Genomic DNA, 20,994 nt, shown 5'->3' with positions numbered 1-20,994 from the left:
TCAATATTCACATTGACTGAAACTTTCTCACATCATTTCATCCAGTCATTCAACTAGTGATTGATAAAGATTCTCTTTCTTAAAAAATTCAACTTGCATAAAATAGTAATTTCTCATAAATTTGAATATATGCTCATATATTAAACAAACTGGAATTTTGCCAAAATGCAACATAAAATACATTCAGAACATTCCGATTGTTGTGGTCACAATCATCATGAGAATCATAACCATAACCATGAGCATCATCACGATGATAATCATCACCATGACCACGACGGAGAATTTAGTTTCAAAAATGAGATATATTCTCTAATTGTGATTGGTGTTTTGTATGTATCTGGGATTATTTTTGAACAACAATTACACAACACACCTTATGCAATTGGTGAATATTTAATTTTTATTCCTGCCTATCTTCTGAGTGGTTGGACTGTGTTAAAAACCGCCGGACGTAATATCCTTAAAGGCAGAATTTTTGATGAAACATTTTTAATGACAATTGCCACACTAGGTGCTTTAGCAATTCATAAGTTACCTGAGGCTGTGGGTGTGATGTTGTTTTACAAAATAGGCGAATTATTTCAGGATGTGGCTGTAAGTCGTTCGCGTAACTCCATTAAAGCTTTATTAGAAGTACGCCCAGATTATGCCAACCTGGAAACAGCAGGCAATATTCAAAAAGTATCTCCAGAAGCCGTAAAAATTGGAGACATCGTAGTTATTAAACCAGGAGAAAAAATTCCTTTAGATGGAGAAATTATTACGGGGAACTCACAAGTGGATACATCAGCTTTGACAGGAGAATCTGTACCACAAACCGTTAGGGTTGGCGATACAGTATTAGCTGGTTCAATCAATCAAGTTGGATTGCTCAAAATGCAAGTCACAAAACTATTTAATGAATCTTCTATCGCTAAGATTTTAGACTTGGTACAAAATGCCAGAAGTAAAAAAGCAGAAACTGAAAAATTCATTACCAAATTTGCTCGTTATTACACGCCGATAGTTGTTTTTATCTCTCTAGCAGTCGCCATATTACCACCATTATTAATTCCTGGGGCGACATCTGCTGAATGGGTTTATCGCGCTTTGATATTATTAGTAATTTCTTGCCCTTGTGGATTGGTGATTAGTATACCACTGGGTTATTTTGGTGGAATTGGTGGTGCAGCCAAACGCGGTATTTTGATTAAAGGTTCGATGTTTTTGGATACCTTGACTACAGTCAAAACAGTAGTGTTTGACAAAACAGGAACTTTAACAAAAGGGGTATTTAAAGTAGTAGAGATTGTACCGTACAATGATTATAGCAAAAAAGAAATACTAGAATTAGCTGCCAAAGTAGAAGCGCATTCCAATCACCCAATTGCCCAATCAATTCGAGCCGCATACTCTGAAGATTTTGATATTTCCGAAGTGTCGAATTATGAAGAAATAGCAGGGCAGGGAATTAAGGCAAATGTAGGTAATAAACTAGTATTAGCAGGAAGCGATCGCCTACTTCATCAACAGCATATAACCCATCATACCTGCGACGTAGAAGGCACAGTTGTACATCTAGCAGTAGATAATATTTATGCTGGATATATTATTATTGCAGATGAGTTAAAAGCCGATGCGAAAACTGCGATACAAGCACTTAAAAAAATCGGCGTAGAAAGAACTGTCATGTTAACAGGAGATAATCAGGCGATCGCGGCTAGGATTGCTCAACAAATTGGCATAGACTCTTATATTGCCGAGTTATTACCAGAAGAAAAAGTTTCGGCAATGGAAAAGTTAATTAGCACGAATCCTAAACATGATAAAGTCGCTTTTATCGGTGATGGCATTAACGATGCACCTGTGATTGCTAGAGCCGATGTTGGTATGGCAATGGGTGGTTTAGGCTCAGATGTAGCCATTGAAACTGCCGATATCGTCATCATGACCGATGCACCTTCTAAAGTAGCAACAGCAATTCAAATTGCCAGAAAAACCCGCCAAATAGTTTGGCAAAATATTATTTTTGCCTTAGCAATTAAAATTGCATTTATTGGTTTAGGAATTTTAGGTGTCGCCACAATGTGGGAAGCTGTATTTGCTGATGTTGGTGTGGCTTTGCTGGCAATTTTTAACGCTACCAGAATTATGAAGTAGTCAGGGAACTGTCTGCTATAGGAGTCGTCAGTTTAACTCCTACTACTTAATAGAGAAATCAAGTGCATCTACCAATCAAAAACATCTCAACTGCTGCGTTGGCTTTATTAATTAGCTACTCGGCAAACCCAGCAATTGCATTACCACAACCTAACACTCATCATCTGATAATTGCTCAATCACAACTGGTAAAAGATACTTTAATTGTGCCTGGTGAAAGAGTCGGGCCGATTACTCGCAAAACTACCAAAAAAGATTTAGTCAAGCTATTTGGTACATCGCGCTTAACTGATAAAACCATTTATGGCCCCGAAGGAATCGGTCGTTTTGCTGCTACTCAGGTAAACTTAGGCCGAGAGCGATCGCTTTTGGTAGTCTGGAGTGATAACACTCGCACTAAACCCCTAGATGTGCGTAACTTAGGTACAGCGTGGAAAACCCGTGAAGGTATTGGTGTTGGTACGCCGTGGCGCGAGTTACGCCAAAAATTAGGCAACTTTAAACTTTATGGACTGGCTTGGGACTATGGCGGTACCATTTTGCTAGACAGCAGTAAACTATCCCGCTATCAAGGTAAACTCATCCTCCGCGTGGACTCTGCACCTAATACTGACCAAAAATACCCCCAAGACTATCAAGCCGTTCTCGGTGACAGCACTTTTTCTTCTAGTAATTCTCACTGGAAACCTCTAGGAATGAGAGTTTCTGAGATGATTGTCATACTTAACCCCAGTCAGTATTAAGGTATTTCATTATTTACAGACAAGGTGGATAAGGGGGACAAGGGAGATATAAGTCTTGTTGAGTCAGAACATTGAATGATTTATTTTTTGGAGTTTCGCTGGCACATTAGTAGGAATGAAAATTTTATTGCTTACCGACAGAAAAAACGGAAGCTCAAGTTAATTAGTGTCTATTTATACCATTTTTGATTCTGGGAATCGCTATACTTATCTTTAGGTTCTACCTGGGAATGATGAAGTGGCTCTGCCACTTCTTTTTATTTGAGCCATATCCCAATATAAAAGTCAAAAGTCTGATTTAACTTTTCACTTTTTCGCATTACCTAATCATTAGTCAAATCATCGCGCCATTTATTGAGATTTTCTGGAGGTTCACCCTCACGTACTCTCGCTAATTGCCAAGTTCCCCACATCAATGGCTTTTGTCTTTCAACATGGTTAATAAACTGCACAATAGATTGATCGGCTTTGATGGGTGTTTTTAAGTCAAAGCGAATAGTTTGGAAAATCTTACTATCGCCTTTAACAAAATGTGTACCCACCAGCTTGGCTAACAACAACGCGAATTTATTAAACAACCTGCCCAAAATTCCCCGACGTTTTTTCATCATAAAAATAGTTCGCCCTTCCGTTTTTCCCTCTGCTAAAAGGCGTAGAGCAAACATAATATGAAATCCTAAAAAATCAGGGCCAAGGGTGACTATATTAGTACTGCCATACCAATAACAAATACTATAGGTAATGGGATGTTTTACAAAAGCACGAATCAGTTTAGTGAAGTTAGAATCTCTCCTTGGGTCTGTAATATTTGTGAAAATGATGGCATTATGATGATATTCATGTTTGTCAAAAATAATGTCTAATCCTAGTTCATGAATTGTATTGAAGTGTTGAGCATCAATAGCATTCAACATTACCACATTCGGATGACAGTTTTTCACAAAATGAAACCCAAAAGCCACATCAAATTCATAAGCTGCTAAATCTGGAATATATGGTAATCTGTGTTGTGGTGTTTCTCCAGTCCAAATCCAAATCATGCCATATTCTTCATCTGTCGGCCAGGTTTTTAACTTAATGGGTAATGGCTCATCTAAACAAGGAATTTCTACGCAAATGCCTTGTTCATTAAATTTCCAATGATGGAAAAAACAGCGTAATTCATTACCTTCAACTCTACCTTCTGCAAGATGAGCGCCCATGTGAGGGCAGTAAGCATCACAAATAACTACTCTGTTATCTTGACCACGATAAACAACTAAATTTCTTCCTAAAATAGTAACAGGCTTTACCTCGCCTATTCGCAGATTTTGAGATGGCATTACCCAATACCAGCCCTCAATAAAACGCTCTGGATGATTAAAAATTTTAGGTTTACGCATCGAAATGTTATTCTGCGAGTTAACAGTTATTTGTCAACTTCACTAGAGGTGAAGCGGTTCTTATAGAAATATCATTTCAATTACTAAAAAACAGTTATTTTGAGTACGAGCAAAAATATTATGAAAAATAGTCGAGCATTTTTTAGGATATTCAAAGTAAGAAATTGTTAAATTTATAGCCAGCTAATCTAAGTTGGTATTTGCCAAAATATATTAATTATCAATAGTTGTAAAACTAAAACTAAGTGAAAACCGAAATAATTTTGAAATATACTAGATTTTATCTGTAATTTATAACTAAAATTGAGCTTTATTATTGCTTGTTCTGCATATATAATGTAGTTTTAATTTCCCTTGATTGTGGTGATGCGTAAGTAATTTAGGAATATGATTTAATTTCTAAAATGTACATAGGATATTTATCCAGCAAGGCTTAAATTATAGTTAATCTAACCTACCCAAAAATCTGTTACTCGACTGCTAATCCTGATGTAGCTGTAAAATAACATACTTAATATTTACTTTAGAAATAGACTCTTAGATGTTGGATAAATTACTATAAAATTTCTACAGACTTGACTTAATTCGTCATTAGTGGAACTGTGCAAATTCATTCTCACTCCGAATTTGACCCTAGATCAAACCAATTTGTTGAGCAGGGGTTACGAAGAGTTTTAGAGCGCCTTGTCAAAACAATGCAGCGCGATGCTTTGATTCGGCAAACAACTCATGAATTGAGAGAATCACTTCAGGCCGATCGCGTAGTCTTATATTACTTTTATTGGCAATGGCATGGCCAAGTTACATTTGAATCCTTAAGTTCAGATAAATATTCGATTTTGGGTTCCACAGGGGCAGATAATTGTTTTACTAATGAATATGCAGATTTGTATTTAGCTGGGAGAGTAAGAGCGATCGCAGATACGAACCTTGAACCTTTACCAGCTTGTCACCGTGAATTTCTCCACAGCATTCAGGTATGTGCCAATTTAGTAGTGCCGATTTTAGTTCCCAAAGGCTTGTGGGGGTTGCTAGTCGCTCATCAATGTCAAACACCCCGCATTTGGTCGCCAGCAGATATTAACTTAGTGCAAACAGCCGCGAAAACCCTCGCCACCGACGCAAATATTTTAGGAAGTTAAATTAAGTAGGTCGTCGTGAATATTTATCGTCAGGATAAGGCAGAGGAATGTTTTTCAGCACTCATACTTCGACTGCGCTCAGTGTACAATACTCAGCACTATAATTGGGCTTTCCAGTTAGCTAAATCTGCCAAAGAGCGATCGCGGTAACGTCCATAACGCTCTGGCTTACTTTTAATTTTCACACCTAAATCTGGCAAAATTCCAAAGTTAGGCGGCATTGGTTGAAAATGTTTCGGTGAAGCTGAACTAATAAACTCTAATAACGCCCCCAACATGGTTGTAGGCGGTAAAGCCAACGGTTCTTTACCCAAAGCCAACCGGGCTGCATTGGTTCCTGCTAACCAACCACCAGCCGCCGCCGCCGTGTAACCTTCCGTCCCAATTAACTGTCCAGCCGCTAGTAACGTGGGACGTTGTTTAAATTGCAAAGTTGGCTGCATCAGTTGGGGTGCATTAATAAAAGTGTTGCGGTGCATGACTCCCAACCGCACGAATTCTGCCTTTTCCAAACCCGGAATTAGTTGAAAAACTCGCTTTTGTTCACCCCAACGCAGATTAGTTTGGAAACCTACCATATTCCACAGTTGCCCAGCTTTATCTTCTTGGCGTAACTGCACCACAGCATAGGGACGTTCCTCAGTCCGGCTATCAGATAACCCGACTGGTTTTAAGGGGCCGTAACGCATTGTATCTTCGCCCCGTTGTGCTAATTCTTCAATTGGTAAACAAGCTTCAAAAAACTTGGCTGTTTCCCGTTCAAAATCTTTCAATTCTGTTTGTTCTGCTTGACACAAAGCTTGCCAAAACTGCAAATACTGTTCTTTATTCATCGGGCAGTTGAGATAGGCGGCTTCACCTTTGTCATAGCGCGATGCCATAAAGGCAACATCACGGTTAATCGACTCACCAACAATAATGGGACTAGCCGCATCAAAAAAGCTCATGTACTCCATTCCCGTGAAGCGGTGCAAGTCTTCTGCCAATTCAGGACTAGTCAACGGCCCGGTTGCTAACACCACAATACCTTCGGGAATAGCCTTGACTTCACCGCGCCGAAATTCTACTAAAGGATGGTTCGATAAAGTTGCGGTTAAATCTTGACTAAATTGGCCTCTGTCTACAGCCAACGCCCCACCCGCCGGGACTGCATGTTCATCAGCTTTAGATATGACAATAGAATTTAATTGTCGCAGTTCTTCGTGCAGCAATCCCGCCGCGCGATCGCTCGCCATCGCCCCAAAAGAATTACTACAAACTAACTCTGCCAAATGTTCTGTGTGATGGGCAGGACTGAAGCGTTGAGGGCGCATTTCATGAAAAATGACAGGTACTCCAGCTTGAGCAATTTGCCATGCTGCTTCTGTTCCAGCTAGTCCACCTCCAATTACTTGTATCGGTTGTTGTTCCATAATCATCTGCGTCCGTCTGCGTTTATCTGCGGTTAATTACCACTGTAATGTATTAGTTCATCACATAGAGTTCAGGATGGGTTATTGGTAATTCCCAAGACGCAGGGATAGTGTATGTCCCAGCCGGATAAGGCGACACCCAGGAATTAGGGTGATGTCCGGGTAAGACAATTTTGACTTTACTCTCCGATACCCACAACACATTGTAAATATAACCACGGAAGTAGATTTGCTTACCGCTAATCAAATCATCCTTGCTTGCTTGCTTCATTACCATCTTGTCCGTACTGTTCCCACTGCTGGATTCAGGAATTACGCAAAAATCGCCCACAAGCTTAATTTATCGTAGACGCGAATTCCATTCGCTGGGGCTAGGTGCAAGATGAGAGTCAAGGGAAATCACATATACCAGATTTAACTAAAAAGCGATCGCACCCAACTTATGCGATCGCCATCACAAAAATACATAAATTTTATTTACCCTTTAAAAACCACCTGAATTATTAAGGTAAAGTCGGTTCCGAAAAGCTGAGGGGGTTGTTGACTTCAGCTTTGGGTGATTCATCAACTACGCTGGTGGTTTGTTTATCGCATTTTGCCGTGCTGTCATCGGTTTCACTAAACTTCCCAGGACGGAGGGCGACTAATGCAGTTTTGACAATCACAGCCGTAGGTACAGCGACAATTACACCCAACAATCCGCCAATTCTGGCACCAGTCAAGACAGAAATTAGTATCCACACTGGATTTAAGCCAGTAAAACTGCCCAAGATGCGGGGCGCAATTAAATTTTCTAAAATTTGCTGCACAATTACAGCTGCGAGTAAAACTCTGGTTCCCATCCAAAAATCTTGCAACGCCACTAATGAAGTTGTGAGAATAATCCCTACAGAACCGCCAAAGGGGACAAGCGCCATAATCCCAATTGTCAAGCCAAATAACAACCCAAATGGCACCTTGAGCCATAAAAAGGCAGGAATTAAGGCGGATGCCATACAGGTAGATAAAATTAGCTGGGTGATAAAAAAGTTTTGGAAACTGAGGCGGACTGTTTGGGAGAAAGGTTCCCGAAATCTGCTGGGTAGCCATTCTACTAAACTTTGCCAGAGTTCATCACCGTGCTGCAAAAGATAAAAAGTCAAAACCATTGTCAGCAGAAAATCGAGCAAGCTGGTGAAGGTGACAACAGCCAAGTTGAGGACTTGTCCGGCGATCGCTTGTAACTGCCCCTTGACGCGATCGTTGATTTGGACTACAAGTGCATCAAGGTTAATTGGTAAGCCGAGGAGTTCTGCTTTTTCGTTTAACATCATCAACTGCGATCGCCCAGAGTCAATTAACTCTGGTATCCGCGCCACCAGTTGTTGCGCTTGGGTCAAGGCTAGGGGAAACAGAGTCACGCCCAATGCTAACAAAATTGATAATGCTAGTAAAAACACCAGCACAGCAACTTGCTCTCGCTTTGCCCCCTGGCGTTCCATCCAGCTAACAGGGTAGTTGAGGAGAAATGCCAGTACTGAGGCTCCGACTAAAATAACTATTAGAGAATGGAAATAATCAAAAATTGCGGAAATCGCCCACCCATTGAGGACTAGCACTGGTGCGAATAGAGCGATCGCTCCGATTCGCGCTATTGGTGTTAGGGTCTGCCACCAGTCGATTAGCTTGCGTGTCTGCATCTTTAGCCGCTTGCGAGATAAAACTAAATAAAATCTTTCTCTAAAGCCTATTATCTCTAACTACATTACAGTCTTTCATCCCTCTAGTTTAGGATTAGACTCAGCCAAATGGAAAATTTTGAACCAATTCATGATTCTTTCGGGAGAGAGGAAAGGGATAACTCTACCTCACCTGAGATTTTTAGTCAAAACTCCCGCTCTAATCAAATAAATTTGCTGATTTATCTCATCCCAGTGATTGGGGTTCTGCCATCTCTGTGGACTCTCTACCGTCGTCAAGGAAGTCGGGAACAACTAATAGTTAGCCGTCAGTCTGTTACTATGACATTTGCTTGGCTATTAGCTTATCTCTTATTAGCAACTGGATCAGCATCTTCAGAATTTTTTGCCTTGCGTTTATTAATACTCAATACCTTTGTGACATCTGGTTATTTTTTAGTGAGTATTTGGCTAATTATTCGGATTATTCGCGGTCAATCTAGTCGTTTACCAGGGTTGAGCTACTTAGCAGAGCGGGTCTTGGGCAAGTATTTATCGTGATGCTGTTGTGTCAATCTCTGGACGGTATTTTTACTGAATTTTTATCTAATTACAAATTATTTCCTAGCGGATCTAGTCAAAGTGACTTATTGTTGTCATACTTCAATAAAACATATCAGGATTTACCCCAAAAAAGAAAAATCCTGCTATAAGTGTTGTGGTTGACATAATAGCGAAAAGTCAACATGGTTAATTAAGAGTTAACTACTATGAGTTGATTATTTGCATATTGATAATCTGCAAATTTACCGAATTTAATCAGCAAGTGTGAGGAAGTCTGTGACCATTCAAAGAACTTCGGCGGAAGAAAACCACTCAAAAACCCCCAAGATGAAGGGCAGAAAGTCAATAAACCCTAAATCGGGACGTTGGTTGTGGTTCTGGGTGGGGATGAGCGGCATTGCAATGGTGTCAGCAATGGCTGGTGCTTTGTTGGCGGTTTCTTTAACTAGCACGCCGTTACAGCAAGCCGATCTTAGTCCCCAAGAAGAAGCCGTCTTTGACAGCGATGCGATCGCTGGGGGTGGATTACGCTTTTCTGAATTAACTCGTCCGGTGAATCTTTTAGTCATGGGGATGAGCGTACTACCCCCTGATGTTCAAAATCCTCCCGAAGAAACCAAAAACCTCCGCTACTTGCCCCAAGTCAACTCTTTTGATGGTCTTTCGGATGTGATGCTGCTGGTCAAATTTGACCCACAGACAAAAAAAATAGTCATGCTTTCGATTCCCAGAGATACTCGCACAGAAATCGAAGGGCATGGAATGAGAAAAATTAATGCTGCTAATGTGGAAGGTGGCCCCGCCTTAACAGCAAAAACCATCAGCAATCTCTTGGGCGGTGTTGGTATTGACCGCTATATTCGGATTAATGTCTTGGGAGTTGCTAAACTCATTGATGCTTTGGGTGGCGTTACAGTCTATGTTCCCAAAGACATGAAATACCAAGATGATTCTCAGCATTTATATATTAATTTAAAAGCAGGCAAGCAACATCTCAACGGCGAGCAAGCACTACAATTACTGCGTTTTCGTCATGATGAACTAGGTGATATCGGTCGGATTCAACGCCAGCAAATGGTCATCCGTGCCTTGACTGACCAAAGCCTCAACCCTGCTACCTTAGCGCAATTACCCAAAATTCTAAATGTTGTCAAAGAACACATTGATACTAACTTGACGGTAGAAGAATTAGTCGCCTTATTAGGTTTTGGTGTGCGGACTAATCGCTCCAATATGGAGATGTTAATGTTGCCAGGACGCTTTAGCGAAAAAGGCGAGTATGATGCCAGCTATTGGTTGCCCAGTAAAGATGGGATTGCCAAACTTATGGCTAAACAATTTGGCTTAGAATCAAATGCGGAAAATACTGAGCCACAAGCAAGTGATCCTAGTTCTGTGCGAGTCGCCATTCAAGATAGTACAGGAAGCGATCGCGCCGCCCTACGGCCTTTAATTCGCGCTTTAGAAAGGGCTGGTTATCGGAATGTTTATATCGCCAAGCCTTGGACTGAACCATTAGAAGTCACTCACATTGTTGCTCAACAAGGAGACGGCAGTAGTGCGGAATCAATTCGGGATCTTTTGGGAATTGGTGAAGTTCGCGTTGAAAGCACTGGTAGTCTCAATTCTGATGTCAGCATTCAAGTAGGCAAAGATTGGCTACAACACCAAATGCCTTTGAATGATTCGACTCAATCTTATTAGCGATTAATTAAATCACAGACTTCTTCAGCAGCAGGGGAAAAGGAATTCACCTTTCTCCTGCTGTTTCTTATTCAATACCCATTTCTATTTATTTCAGGAACGTGAAGGAGTTCATCACCTGTTGATATGCTCGTCTGTAAATAGCATCATTGTTACCGTAACCAGTTTTGGATAATGACACAACAATAATTCGGGAGTCTTTAGGACTAATAAAAGCAACGTGTTCGTTTTCGTATAACCCACTAGAATAAAATTTTACGCCCGTTTGTCCGGCAATTTTCGCAGATTTAAAGTCGCGGGTTGCAGAAAATTGGCTACTCTGTTTTATCCAATTTTGCAAAGAGAATTTGCGGGGATTATTGTATACAGCAACTTGGACATTAGCAGGATATTCTGTACCACCTTCATAAGCGCCAGCGCGGATTTTTTGGGCGTGTTGTTTAGTCCAGATATCAATAGCCGCGAGAGACCCATCAACATTATTTCTAGGAGTTGATAGTTTGCTATCTATAACAAAATCTTGAGTGGAGTAACTAAACCGAAAACGAAAGCGATCGCTGCGGTAAACTCCTGATGCTTGTGCTAATGTAACTACTGGTTTTGCGGCTTGCTTAGTTACAGAAGAATGAACTGGAGATTGGCAAGCAATTGTTCCAACTGCAACTAAACTCATCAAAATTGGTGACAAAATCCATTGCTGAATTTGCTTGTTGTGAATTTGCATAATTCACTCCTGGGAATTTGATCTTTGAAACTATTCAGAGATAATAGCTCCAAGTTTTCCACAGCAATTTCCGCAATTTATAGCAGGTTACAGGTTACAGGCGATAGGTAACAGAGTTCAAAATGTCTTGGTTACTGCTTCAAAACAACTTCAAGCGCCCAGGCTGTATCAGTCTGGGCGCTTGAATAATAGGTTGCAGAGAAACTTCTGCGAAGTAGTTAAATTAAGCAGGCATCATTTGCATAGAACGGCAGGTTTCAGCGCACTTACGGCAAGCTGCGGCACATTCCATCATCTTGGCATCATCGCTCATTTGTTCACAAGTCATTGCACAGCGATCGCACATTTCAGCACACAACATACAAGTGCGTCCCATAAATTCGGAACCACCCATCATCATATTCATACACATCATGCACATTTCAGAGCAATCACGCATCATCCCCATCATGGTCATATCCATGTACATACCGCCTTTACTCATGCAGTAAGTCATAGTTTCCATGCACATTTTCTGACATTCCATGCAAGCGTTCATACAGGTTTGCATTTCCGCAGTCATGGATTCAGTCATCATCATCATCATAAGAAAAATCTCCTGATTTTTTGATGCTTTTATCACGTCCTTTGCCGGACTTACCTATAACATTAATCTGATATTTTTCAGGGGTCAATAGATTTTTTTGTCATTTTTTAAGCCATTAATTCCGATAAATTTACCGGAATTACTCAACCATAACCCACAAAATAGTGATGTTTATTAGCGAATGATTAATCTACTGAGCTTTTAAACTCCGGTATTAAAGTAGAGATTATCTTTTACAGTCAAGCCATAGCTGTAAAGTATGTCTGGAGCTATGTTATGGGTTTGAATAATGTTATATTTCTTTAACAAGCCATTAAAAACTACTTTAAACTTAATACGAAAATTTAGCGGATTTTCATTTGTCCAAAGATAGATTTTTTGCACCTGCTATGTGTCTAAACTTTTGTTCCTAAATAAATGCTAATTACTCTTTTTGATAAATTAAAAATTTGTTATGGTCGGATTTAACTTCCCAAGTATAGCAACCCTATATAAATTAAAGCATTCAGAATTTCAGCTCCTAAACTTAATGTTTCCCCTGGGAAGAATTCAGGAGTCAGAATGTTGAAGAATTTATTCAAATACTTGTCCGTCAATAGATTAATTAGGCTGCATTGCTTTTAAATACTGAATTCTGACTCCTGAGTACGGAATTGTTAATCACCTTGTCTTTCTTGTACCTAGTTTAATTGACAGTCACTAAGGGGTAGAAACTCATTTTCAGTATTGCCCAACTAAGTATCATTGCCATTGAGCAATTTGTCCAAGATTGATTTAGACTCAAGAAATTGTAAAAATTGATAAAATTACAGTATTACAGGGAACTACCATCTTTCCAAAAATTAGGGCTGTTAGTTTAGCCAAAACTTTGGGAATTATCAAAATACTAGTCTCATAGATATTGTTTGCCAGATCAATCACAGCTGACGGAATTTAGTCTCATCCACCAAGATTCCGAATCACAGCTAACTTTTCGCTATCGTATCTTCAGCAAAGAACATGGCCAGAAAAAGAACTATATTTGTTTACGCCCAACTGCCATCAAACCGAGGATTGGCAAAGACAGGGGTAAAGCAGGATGACGCTTGCTCAACAAGCGATTAAACTGTGGGTAATGTCAATCCTTGTATAGCTTTGAGCTATACATAAATAAAATTAATGACATTGTTAATTATTCCTAAAGTCTAATTCTTGCTATAAAAAACTACTTATGACAGTGCATCAACGTGGTGTTGGGGAGACCGCTGATTTAATTATTGGTGTTCACAACCAAGAAAATCAACAATTACAACCCAATTCAGCTCCTGTGGGTGCTCTTGCCAGAAGAAAAGGAACTATTTCTACTTTTCTTGCTCCCTTGACTCAGGACACTTTTAAACAAGTGGTGACTGAGGTTGAGCATAAGCTACAGATTGTACATCAAACCCTGTCAATGTTGGATTCTCATGGGTTTGAGACAATCCTGCAAGAAATGTTGCAGTCGATTACCTTAAAAACTGGGGAATTATTAGGAGCAGACCGTACGACTATATTTTTGTTAGATGAAGAAAAACAGGAATTATGGTCAATTGTAGCTGCGGGAGAAGGCGATCGCTCCTTAGAAATTCGCATCCCAGCCGATAAAGGAATTGCGGGTGAAGTCGCCACCCTCAAACAAGTAGTTAATATTCCGTTTGATTTTTATAACGACCCCCGGTCAATATTTGCCCAAGCACAAGAAAAAGTTACTGGCTACCGTACCTATACAATGCTGGCCTTGCCACTGTTAAATGAACAAGGGCAGTTAGTAGCAGTAGTGCAGTTACTGAATAAATTAAAGTCCATCCACGATATCAACGCTCCCTTAGCAGAGCGAATTGATTCAAAAGGTTTTACAAGTAGTGACGAACAGTTATTTCAAGAATTTGCGCCTTCAATTCGCCTAATTTTAGAATCTTCGCGCTCTTTTTATATGGCGACGCAAAAACAAAGAGCGGCGGCGGCGTTGATGAAAGCAATCAAGTCTTTGAGCCAAAGCAGTCTAGATTTAGAAGATACCCTGAAGCGGGTAATGGACGAAGCCAAAGAACTGATGAATGCCGATCGCAGTACCTTGTGGTTAATTGATCGCGATCGCCATGAATTATGGACGAAAATTACTCAAGATGATGGGACAAAAAGAGAATTGCGTGTACCCATTGGTAAAGGTTTTGCGGGGATAGTGGCTGCATCTGGCAAAACCCTAAATATTCCTTTTGATTTGTACGACAATCCCGACTCAGAAACAGCCAAACAACTTGACCAACAAAATGGCTACCGTACCTGTAGCTTATTGTGTATGCCAGTGTTTAACGCCGATCAACAATTGATTGGTGTTACACAGTTGGTAAATAAAAAGAAATCGGGTGATTTTCCGCTTTATAATCCAGCCACATGGCCAAAAGCCCCAGAATGCTTCCAAGCCAGCTTTGACCGCAATGACGAAGATTTCATGGAAGCTTTTAATATTCAAGCTGGGGTGGCGCTGCAAAATGCTCAGTTGTTTGCCACAGTTAAGCAACAAGAACAAATGCAGCGAGATATTTTGCGGAGTCTTTCTAATGGTGTCATTTCTACCGATAAATCAGGTTGTATTATTGCTGCCAATGAAAGTGCGAAACGCTTGCTAGGTGTAGAAGCTGAAGAACGTCTAGAAGGGAAATTAATTGATGAAGCGATCGCCATTAAAGAAGGCGACTTTAGCAAATGGTTTCAAGACGCTTTACACGGAGATGATATCAAACGCCGTCAGCAATATTATCCTGACCGCACACTCATCAGCACTGGTACAGAACAAGAACAACACAGTATTAATTTATCGATTAATTCCATAGCCGATGTTAACGACCAACAGCAAGTCCGGGGTGCGCTGGTGGTTATGGAAGATATTAGCGATGAGAAACGCCTCAAGAGTACTATGTACCGCTACATGACTCAGGAATTAGCGGAAGAATTACTCAAGTTAGATGATGCCAAATTAGGAGGCGATCGCAAAGAAGTTTCCATTTTGTTCTCGGATATTCGCGGTTACACCACTTTGACAGAAAATCTGGAAGCAGAAGAAGTGGTGAGTATGCTAAATGAATATTTTGAATCAATGGTAGAAGCCGTATTTAAACATAAAGGTACTCTCGATAAATACATTGGTGATGCCATTATGGCTGTGTTTGGTTCACCTCTACCTTTAGAAGAACACGCTTGGATGGCGGTACAAACATCTATAGAAATGCGTCATCGGTTGCATGAATTTAACCAACGTCGTTACGCTGCGAATAAACCAAGAATTAATATTGGCATTGGCATTAATTCCGATACAGTTATTAGTGGTAATATCGGTTCAAGTAAGCGGATGGAATTTACCGCCATTGGTGATGGTGTTAACCTGGGTTCTCGCTTAGAAAGTGTCAGTAAACAATATGGTTGCGATATTATTTTGAGTGACAATACATTTAAACCCTGCCAAGAATATATTTGGGCGAGAGAATTAGATTACATTCGCGTCAAAGGTAGAAATGAACCAGTATCTATCTATGAATTAGTGGGTTTACGTTCTGACCCAATTCCCAGTGAAAAATTGCAAGTTATTGAACACTATCACAAAGGACGTGAATATTATCTCAAGCGTCAGTTCACTTATGCTAGGGCTGAATTTGCCAAGGTCTTAGCATTTGACAACCAAGATAAAGCCGCAATGTTACACCTTTTGCGTTGTCAGCATTGGCTACAATCACCCCCAACTGATTTCGATTGGGATGACGGCGTTTGGACATTTAATGAAAAGTAAAATTATCTGTGTAATATGAGTAGAGACGTTGTATAAAACGTCTCTAAAATCAAGCATTAATTACACTTCATCAAGCAATAATATTAAAAATTTTGTCATTAATTTATTCTATCTTACTGTTGATTTAACCAAGCTTCTAAGTCTGCCACTGTGGCAAAATCTAACAATGCTTCCCCTAGCGATTCTGATTGTTCAATAGATAATCTTTGAATCTGCTCGATTAAAGCCATATCGATTTCTCCCAACCGCCGATTTAACTGGCGCAGAATTAGCTGTTGTTCTCCCTGTTGTACGCCTTGTTGTAAACCTTGCTGTATTCCTTCCTGTCTAGCGCGTTCTCTATCTTCCTGATACAGTGGTGCTAATCTCATCACTAACTCCCGATCATCTGTTTCGATATTTTGGTTAATTCGCAAATTTTGTTGCAGGCTATAAAGTAATTCTAGCGTCACTCTCTGAAAGGGGTGATTTGCTGGTAGTGCTGTTAATTCATCAATCGCTCGTTGCTGTACTTTACCACGTCCTAGTATTCTCAGCCACAAGGTTTCGGGAGTTGATGGTAACTGATGAATTACGACTATGGCTGTTCGCAAATATTCAGGTAAAAAGTACACTCCCTCCACCCAATCTGATTTGAGAACTGCACCAAAACCAGCAAGGATTGTTTCTGATGCTGTGGGCGTTAGTATCCATTGTTGGGGAATTTCTGAGTCTGAGATTTTGTTTTTGCTGCGATTTGCTTCTCGCTGAATTGCCTTGTTTACTTCTAATGATTTTGAGAGACAATCTTTAATTTCTTCGATGGATACTGGGTTGCGGAATGGTTCAAAGATGGCTGGTGTTGTCGCCATTCTGCCTAATATTCCCAAAGTGTTTAAGTTAGCTGTTTGGGCGGGAATTGGTGTGAATAATACGTCTATTTCTTTGACTTCGGCTGCGACTCGACTTGGTGCTTGGACTGTTCCGAATGGTTTGAGGAGTTCTTCTAGGTAGTCTTTGGAGAATTGGTCATGGATGAATCTGGTCATTCCTTATGGCATCAGCAATGATGATTTATCATATTTTACCAAAGCGATCGCCTGCCAAATCAGTAGATAAAATGAGCGATCGCTTAAGTTTTTTGATATGAAGTAACTAATTAGATGCTATTAGGTGAATAGGAAATTAGCTCCAAACAAATTCACGTTTACATCACTACTAATAAAGCCAGATGTACCTGATATGGTGGCTAATAGTTGACCTGTACCAAAGCCTGTATTACCAGCAAGACCATCACCGATTCTTAGTTGTGTACTTGTTCCTGATTTCACGACATCAATGTTAGCAATGCCTGTGAATTGCAATTTATCACCACCGACACCACGCACAAACTGATAAATAGTATCTGTTCCATCACCGGAGGCATATTTAACGGTATCTACTGCATTATCATTTAAACCTAAATAAAGGCTATCATTACCAGCCTCGCCACTGAGGATATCTAATCCAGCACCGCCATAAATGGTATCATTGCCAGCACCACCCCAGGCTTTGTCATTACCGAAGCCTGTATCAATATAGTCATTTCCTGTGCCACCAAAAATTTCATCATTGCCACCTTCTGTTGGATTCCGCCCAGGAAAATCTTTATCATCTCCGTAAAGCTTGTCATCACCATCCTGTCCATCAATGATGTCGTCGCCAAAACTGCCATAGATGGTGTCATTACCTGCACCTCCTTTAAGGGCGGCATATTCTCCGTTGGAATCGACAACTTTGTCATTGCCAGCACCGCCGTCAATGAAGTCATTACCTGCATCACCGTTGAGGCGGTCTACTCCAGCAGCACCATAAATGACATCATTGCCATCTTGTCCCCAGGCTAAATCATCGCCATAGCCTGTATCAATATAGTCATCCCCAGCACCACCAGAGATAACATCGTTACCACCCTGAGTTTGATTGAGCAGGTCTTGATATTGCTCATCTCCGTAAAGTCTGTCATCACCAGCACCACCATCAATGATGTCATCACCAAAACCACCATAGATGGTGTCATAACCTCCGCCACCTTTTAAGGCAGCATAATCTCCGTTGGGGTCGAGAACTTTGTCATTTCCAGCACCGCCAAAGATAATGTCATCACCTTCATCGCCAAAGATAATATCAACATCAGCTTGTCCATCAATGATGTCGTCTCCATAGCCGCCATAAATCAAATCATTGCCTGCTCCGCCTCTCAGTCCAGCAGTGAAGTCTGGGCGGCGATCGTCTCCATCCCCTCCGTAAATAATGTCATTGCCGTTATCGCCTTGGAGTTGATCTCGTCCTGCGCCACCGTCAAGAGTGTCATTACCATCACCACCCAAGATTACGTCATTGCCACTAGTGCCGATGTATGTATCGTTGCCTGTACCAGCACTGGGAATATAGTTAATGGTTTCGTCTGGTCTTCCGCCTCTGGGCAAGGCGTTAAATAGATTTAGAACATCATTGCCAGATATATTGCCTAATTGCTCAATAAAGCCTACACCAGCTTTAGCTCCCGTGGCTGTGGGGTCAAAAAAGAAATTGATAATTAAGTCATCAGAAGCTGTGGCATAACCATCTTTATTGAGGTCGATTAATAGATTGTTATCATCTCTTCTGTACAGTCCAACTTTTCCACTCTGGAGTAGAGATAGAGAAATAATCGCATCTTTGAGATTGAGGGCATCATATCCGCCATCATCTTGAATGATAGTTCTAAACCCATCGGCTGCTGAGACGAGATATAAATCATCTCCTGTACCGCCGTAGAGTTCATCCTTTCCACCTTTGGCTACGAGAATGTCATTACCTGCATAGCCATAAATCTGATCTTTTCCTGTCTGTCCACCTAGATAGTCATTGCCTGTAGTACCTTTGATTGCAGTTTGATCGCGATCGTCTCCTGTAGTACCAGTTTTAGGACTGTTACCAACTAAACTTAAAAAACTGGTACTATCCAAACCAGCGATGTATTCAATAAAGCCAGTACCTTTGGTATTGCCTGTGCCAAAGAAATTGAGGAGAGTGACATCTTGAGCAAAGATGAATTTGTTGTCTTTGTTGAGGTCAATCACTAACGCAGTACCAACCCTGGCAAGGTTAGATAGACTGAGTGAAAAGTTAGTTAGCGTTAAAGTATCTGTGCCAGATTCATCTTGAATGATGCTTCCAGAATCATTGACTACTGGATTGTTAGGATCGAGATAAGCCAAGTAATAGAGGTCATCGCCTGTTCCTCCTAACAGGGTGTTAACACCACCACCACCTGTCAAGAGGTCATTACCTGTTCCTCCTAACAAAAGATCATTGCCTTTATCACCATAGATGGTATCGTTCCCTGCGTCACCATTGAGAGTGTCATCACCCCTACCACCAGACAGAAAATTAGTAGCACTATTACCGATAATTGTGTCGTTACCATCGCCAGTAAAGGCTTTTTCGATGGTAGTTCCTGCACTGATAGTTAAGGCATACCCATTCAAATTACTTGTAGAACCTGGATTGAGGTTGAGGTATGCGTAATTAACAGCCGCAGCGTTAATAGTATCAATACCTGAAGTATCAGTCAGTGTATTGAAGCTATCAATACCATACTCATTAGTATAAAAATAAGTGTCATCAGCTGTATCAACATCCCCGTATATATTTAACTTCCAACTGTTGAAAAGCCCAGTATTTGTAAGCTGTGAATCCCGTATTCTGAGTATCCAATCGCCAGCACTATTTTCTCCCCGAAATTGTGAACTTGAAAACCTAAAATTGATATTATCTCCAGCATCTGGATATCTAACTAAAGTGCTTGTAATCTTTTTACTGGGGGAGATAAGTTCAACAATTAAATCGCCTCGATGGGGATGAGTTATATTGAGTTCTACTTCCACCCAATCAATATCTAAACTAGCAGCTAGGATAGCAGTATAACTAATCTCACTATTATCTGTAATGGGCAAGCCTACATTGCCTGAAGTATAAGAATAAGACTGTTCGTTGTTAAATCGGCTCTGTTTTTGCCAAGTTTCTGCTAAACGGACGGCAGCATGAGCATCTACTAAGCCAAATCCATAGTCATCACTGACGTGTAAACCTTTATTATTCCAGTTCTTAGCTCCATTATTTTTGTAACTGGAGCTAGAACCTGTTTTACGGGCAGAATAGGCAAGAATTTCTTGAATATCTCGATAGCCTAAATTGGGATTTGCTTCCAACATTAAAGCCACTACCCCAGATACCATCGGAGCAGCAGCTGAAGTGCCATTAAACGTGTATGTATAGTCTCCCGAATTATTATAGCCAGCATTTCCTGTGCGATCAGTCGTTACGATAGTGCCAGGTATACCACTACCAAAAGCAGAAACGAGAATAGAAGCCCCTGGAGTACTGTAGTCAGATACAGAACCATCACGGTTAAGTGCCGCTACAGTAATGACGTGCCGGGAGTTTTGAAAGTTGTGATAGTTGGTATTATCTCCTGTGTTACGGCTATTTCCAGCTGCAAAAACAATAGCTGTTCCTCGTCCATTACGTCCATTGGCAACAGCATTTTGGATAGCTTGTCCTGCTTGGGGAAAAGTATAAAAATTATCGTAAAAGCGGTTATGGGCAGAGCTTAATCCTCCAAATCCCCAACTATTATTGACAACATCGACATTAACGGAGTTCTGCAAAGCATTAGTAACCGCACTAATTAATTGATTAGCGGCACTGTCAGAATCAACACTAATAGCAATAGCGCGAAAACCTGTAATCTTTGCACCATAAGCGACTCCCACAACACCAACACCGTTCTTTTCAGCAGAAATGATACCTGCTACAGCCGTACCATGTGCGTTGCTAGAAGTTCCGAAGGGATTTGAATTGTTAGCGTTATAATCGTAGTCGATATTTGAATCGTAATTATCATTGAGATCGGGGTGTAAATAATCAAATCCATCATCAATCACACCGACAACAACACCACGTCCTGTATAGTCATCCCAAACATTAACCACGTTGAGATCAAGACCTCGAATACCAGTGGATTGATCGTAATTGTATAGATACCATTGATTCTGAAATAATGGGTCGGAAGGAAAAGTAGCCATAAGGTTATTTATTGGTTTTGAAATTAACGTTTTATGCAATCCAAT

Annotated in this window: 15 protein-coding genes; 7 read left to right on the top strand and 8 right to left on the bottom strand. The window is 40.5% G+C overall.

Annotated features, from left to right (window positions below; all coding sequences use genetic code 11):
- The first annotated feature begins 165 nt into the window (after window positions 1-165).
- Both H6G75_RS04625 and H6G75_RS04620 read left to right on the top strand, forming a co-directional pair.
- A complete protein-coding gene (locus H6G75_RS04625; protein WP_190978789.1) occupies window positions 166-2,142 on the top strand; it encodes a heavy metal translocating P-type ATPase in 1,977 nt (658 codons plus the stop codon).
- Window positions 2,143-2,204: 62 nt separating this feature from the next.
- Entirely contained in the window at window positions 2,205-2,885 is a 681-nt protein-coding gene (locus H6G75_RS04620) for a hypothetical protein (protein ID WP_190978788.1), read from the top strand.
- A 323-nt stretch (window positions 2,886-3,208) separates the two neighbouring features.
- Here H6G75_RS04620 and H6G75_RS04615 read toward each other — a convergent pair whose 3' ends face one another.
- A complete protein-coding gene (locus tag H6G75_RS04615; RefSeq protein ID WP_190978855.1) occupies window positions 3,209-4,297 on the bottom strand; it encodes a Rieske 2Fe-2S domain-containing protein in 1,089 nt (362 codons plus the stop codon).
- Window positions 4,298-4,869: 572 nt separating this feature from the next.
- Between H6G75_RS04615 and H6G75_RS04610 the strand changes: the two genes are divergently transcribed.
- On the top strand, window positions 4,870-5,409 hold the full coding sequence (locus tag H6G75_RS04610; protein ID WP_190978787.1) for a GAF domain-containing protein: 540 nt from the start codon (window positions 4,870-4,872) through the stop codon (window positions 5,407-5,409).
- 98 nt (window positions 5,410-5,507) lie between these two features.
- Here H6G75_RS04610 and trmFO read toward each other — a convergent pair whose 3' ends face one another.
- Window positions 5,508-6,821: an FADH(2)-oxidizing methylenetetrahydrofolate--tRNA-(uracil(54)-C(5))-methyltransferase TrmFO gene (gene trmFO / locus H6G75_RS04605; protein WP_190978786.1), complete on the bottom strand. Its 1,314-nt coding sequence runs from the start codon at window positions 6,819-6,821 to the stop codon at window positions 5,508-5,510.
- Between the two features lie 52 nt (window positions 6,822-6,873).
- Window positions 6,874-7,092, bottom strand: coding sequence for a hypothetical protein (locus tag H6G75_RS04600; RefSeq protein WP_190591854.1), 219 nt, complete (start codon window positions 7,090-7,092; stop codon window positions 6,874-6,876).
- A 104-nt stretch (window positions 7,093-7,196) separates the two neighbouring features.
- On the opposite strand from H6G75_RS04600, the gene H6G75_RS33440 reads away from it, so the two are divergent.
- Complete coding sequence (locus H6G75_RS33440; RefSeq protein WP_277884071.1) at window positions 7,197-7,328, top strand: hypothetical protein; 132 nt, start codon at window positions 7,197-7,199, stop codon at window positions 7,326-7,328.
- Here H6G75_RS33440 and H6G75_RS04595 read toward each other — a convergent pair.
- Window positions 7,325-8,500 carry an AI-2E family transporter gene (locus tag H6G75_RS04595; RefSeq protein ID WP_190978785.1) on the bottom strand — a complete coding sequence of 392 codons (1,176 nt, stop codon included), beginning with the start codon at window positions 8,498-8,500 and terminating at the stop codon, window positions 7,325-7,327. The genes H6G75_RS33440 and H6G75_RS04595 overlap by 4 nt on opposite strands.
- A gap of 108 nt (window positions 8,501-8,608) precedes the next feature.
- On the opposite strand from H6G75_RS04595, the gene H6G75_RS04590 reads away from it, so the two are divergent.
- Both H6G75_RS04590 and H6G75_RS04585 read left to right on the top strand, forming a co-directional pair.
- Window positions 8,609-9,040, top strand: coding sequence for a hypothetical protein (locus H6G75_RS04590; RefSeq protein ID WP_190978784.1), 432 nt, complete (start codon window positions 8,609-8,611; stop codon window positions 9,038-9,040).
- A gap of 279 nt (window positions 9,041-9,319) precedes the next feature.
- Window positions 9,320-10,747 (top strand): LCP family protein, encoded by a 1,428-nt coding sequence (locus H6G75_RS04585; RefSeq protein WP_190978783.1) that lies wholly within the window; start codon window positions 9,320-9,322, stop codon window positions 10,745-10,747.
- Between the two features lie 88 nt (window positions 10,748-10,835).
- Here the strand turns inward: H6G75_RS04585 and H6G75_RS04580 are convergent, their stop codons facing one another.
- Together H6G75_RS04580 and H6G75_RS04575 are read right to left on the bottom strand one after the other, a co-directional pair.
- A complete protein-coding gene (locus H6G75_RS04580) occupies window positions 10,836-11,471 on the bottom strand; it encodes a hypothetical protein (protein WP_190978782.1) in 636 nt (211 codons plus the stop codon).
- A 223-nt stretch (window positions 11,472-11,694) separates the two neighbouring features.
- The gene (locus H6G75_RS04575; protein ID WP_190978781.1) at window positions 11,695-12,057 is read right to left on the bottom strand and encodes a four-helix bundle copper-binding protein; all 363 of its coding nucleotides are present in this window, start codon (window positions 12,055-12,057) and stop codon (window positions 11,695-11,697) included.
- Between the two features lie 1,210 nt (window positions 12,058-13,267).
- On the opposite strand from H6G75_RS04575, the gene H6G75_RS04570 reads away from it, so the two are divergent.
- A complete protein-coding gene (locus tag H6G75_RS04570; protein ID WP_190978780.1) occupies window positions 13,268-15,859 on the top strand; it encodes a GAF domain-containing protein in 2,592 nt (863 codons plus the stop codon).
- Window positions 15,860-15,972: 113 nt separating this feature from the next.
- Here the strand turns inward: H6G75_RS04570 and H6G75_RS04565 are convergent, their stop codons facing one another.
- Both H6G75_RS04565 and H6G75_RS04545 read right to left on the bottom strand, forming a co-directional pair.
- Complete coding sequence (locus H6G75_RS04565) at window positions 15,973-16,887, bottom strand: DUF4351 domain-containing protein (RefSeq protein ID WP_190978779.1); 915 nt, start codon at window positions 16,885-16,887, stop codon at window positions 15,973-15,975.
- Window positions 16,888-17,007: 120 nt separating this feature from the next.
- On the bottom strand, window positions 17,008-20,949 hold the full coding sequence (locus H6G75_RS04545) for a S8 family serine peptidase (protein ID WP_277884070.1): 3,942 nt from the start codon (window positions 20,947-20,949) through the stop codon (window positions 17,008-17,010).
- Window positions 20,950-20,994 lie beyond the last annotated feature (45 nt).

The organism is Nostoc sp. FACHB-280 (assembly GCF_014697615.1).
Classification (GTDB): Bacteria; Cyanobacteriota; Cyanobacteriia; order Cyanobacteriales; family Nostocaceae; genus Nostoc_B.
The sequence above is the reverse complement of the archived record's forward strand: the minus strand, read 5'-3'. Positions and strand labels throughout refer to the sequence as shown.

What these genes read in the sequence shown, in the direction of transcription:
- H6G75_RS04580 (WP_190978782.1), bottom strand. Translation starts at nt 11,471, where the DNA reads ATGCAAATTCACAACAAGCAAATTCAGCAATGGATTTTGTCACCAATT.
- H6G75_RS04600 (WP_190591854.1), bottom strand. Translation starts at nt 7,092, where the DNA reads ATGAAGCAAGCAAGCAAGGATGATTTGATTAGCGGTAAGCAAATCTAC.
- H6G75_RS04565 (WP_190978779.1), bottom strand. Translation starts at nt 16,887, where the DNA reads ATGACCAGATTCATCCATGACCAATTCTCCAAAGACTACCTAGAAGAA.
- H6G75_RS04590 (WP_190978784.1), top strand. Translation starts at nt 8,609, where the DNA reads ATGGAAAATTTTGAACCAATTCATGATTCTTTCGGGAGAGAGGAAAGG.
- H6G75_RS04570 (WP_190978780.1), top strand. Translation starts at nt 13,268, where the DNA reads ATGACAGTGCATCAACGTGGTGTTGGGGAGACCGCTGATTTAATTATT.
- H6G75_RS04575 (WP_190978781.1), bottom strand. Translation starts at nt 12,057, where the DNA reads ATGATGATGATGATGACTGAATCCATGACTGCGGAAATGCAAACCTGT.
- H6G75_RS04545 (WP_277884070.1), bottom strand. Translation starts at nt 20,949, where the DNA reads ATGGCTACTTTTCCTTCCGACCCATTATTTCAGAATCAATGGTATCTA.
- H6G75_RS04625 (WP_190978789.1), top strand. Translation starts at nt 166, where the DNA reads ATGCAACATAAAATACATTCAGAACATTCCGATTGTTGTGGTCACAAT.
- trmFO (WP_190978786.1), bottom strand. Translation starts at nt 6,821, where the DNA reads ATGGAACAACAACCGATACAAGTAATTGGAGGTGGACTAGCTGGAACA.
- H6G75_RS04595 (WP_190978785.1), bottom strand. Translation starts at nt 8,500, where the DNA reads ATGCAGACACGCAAGCTAATCGACTGGTGGCAGACCCTAACACCAATA.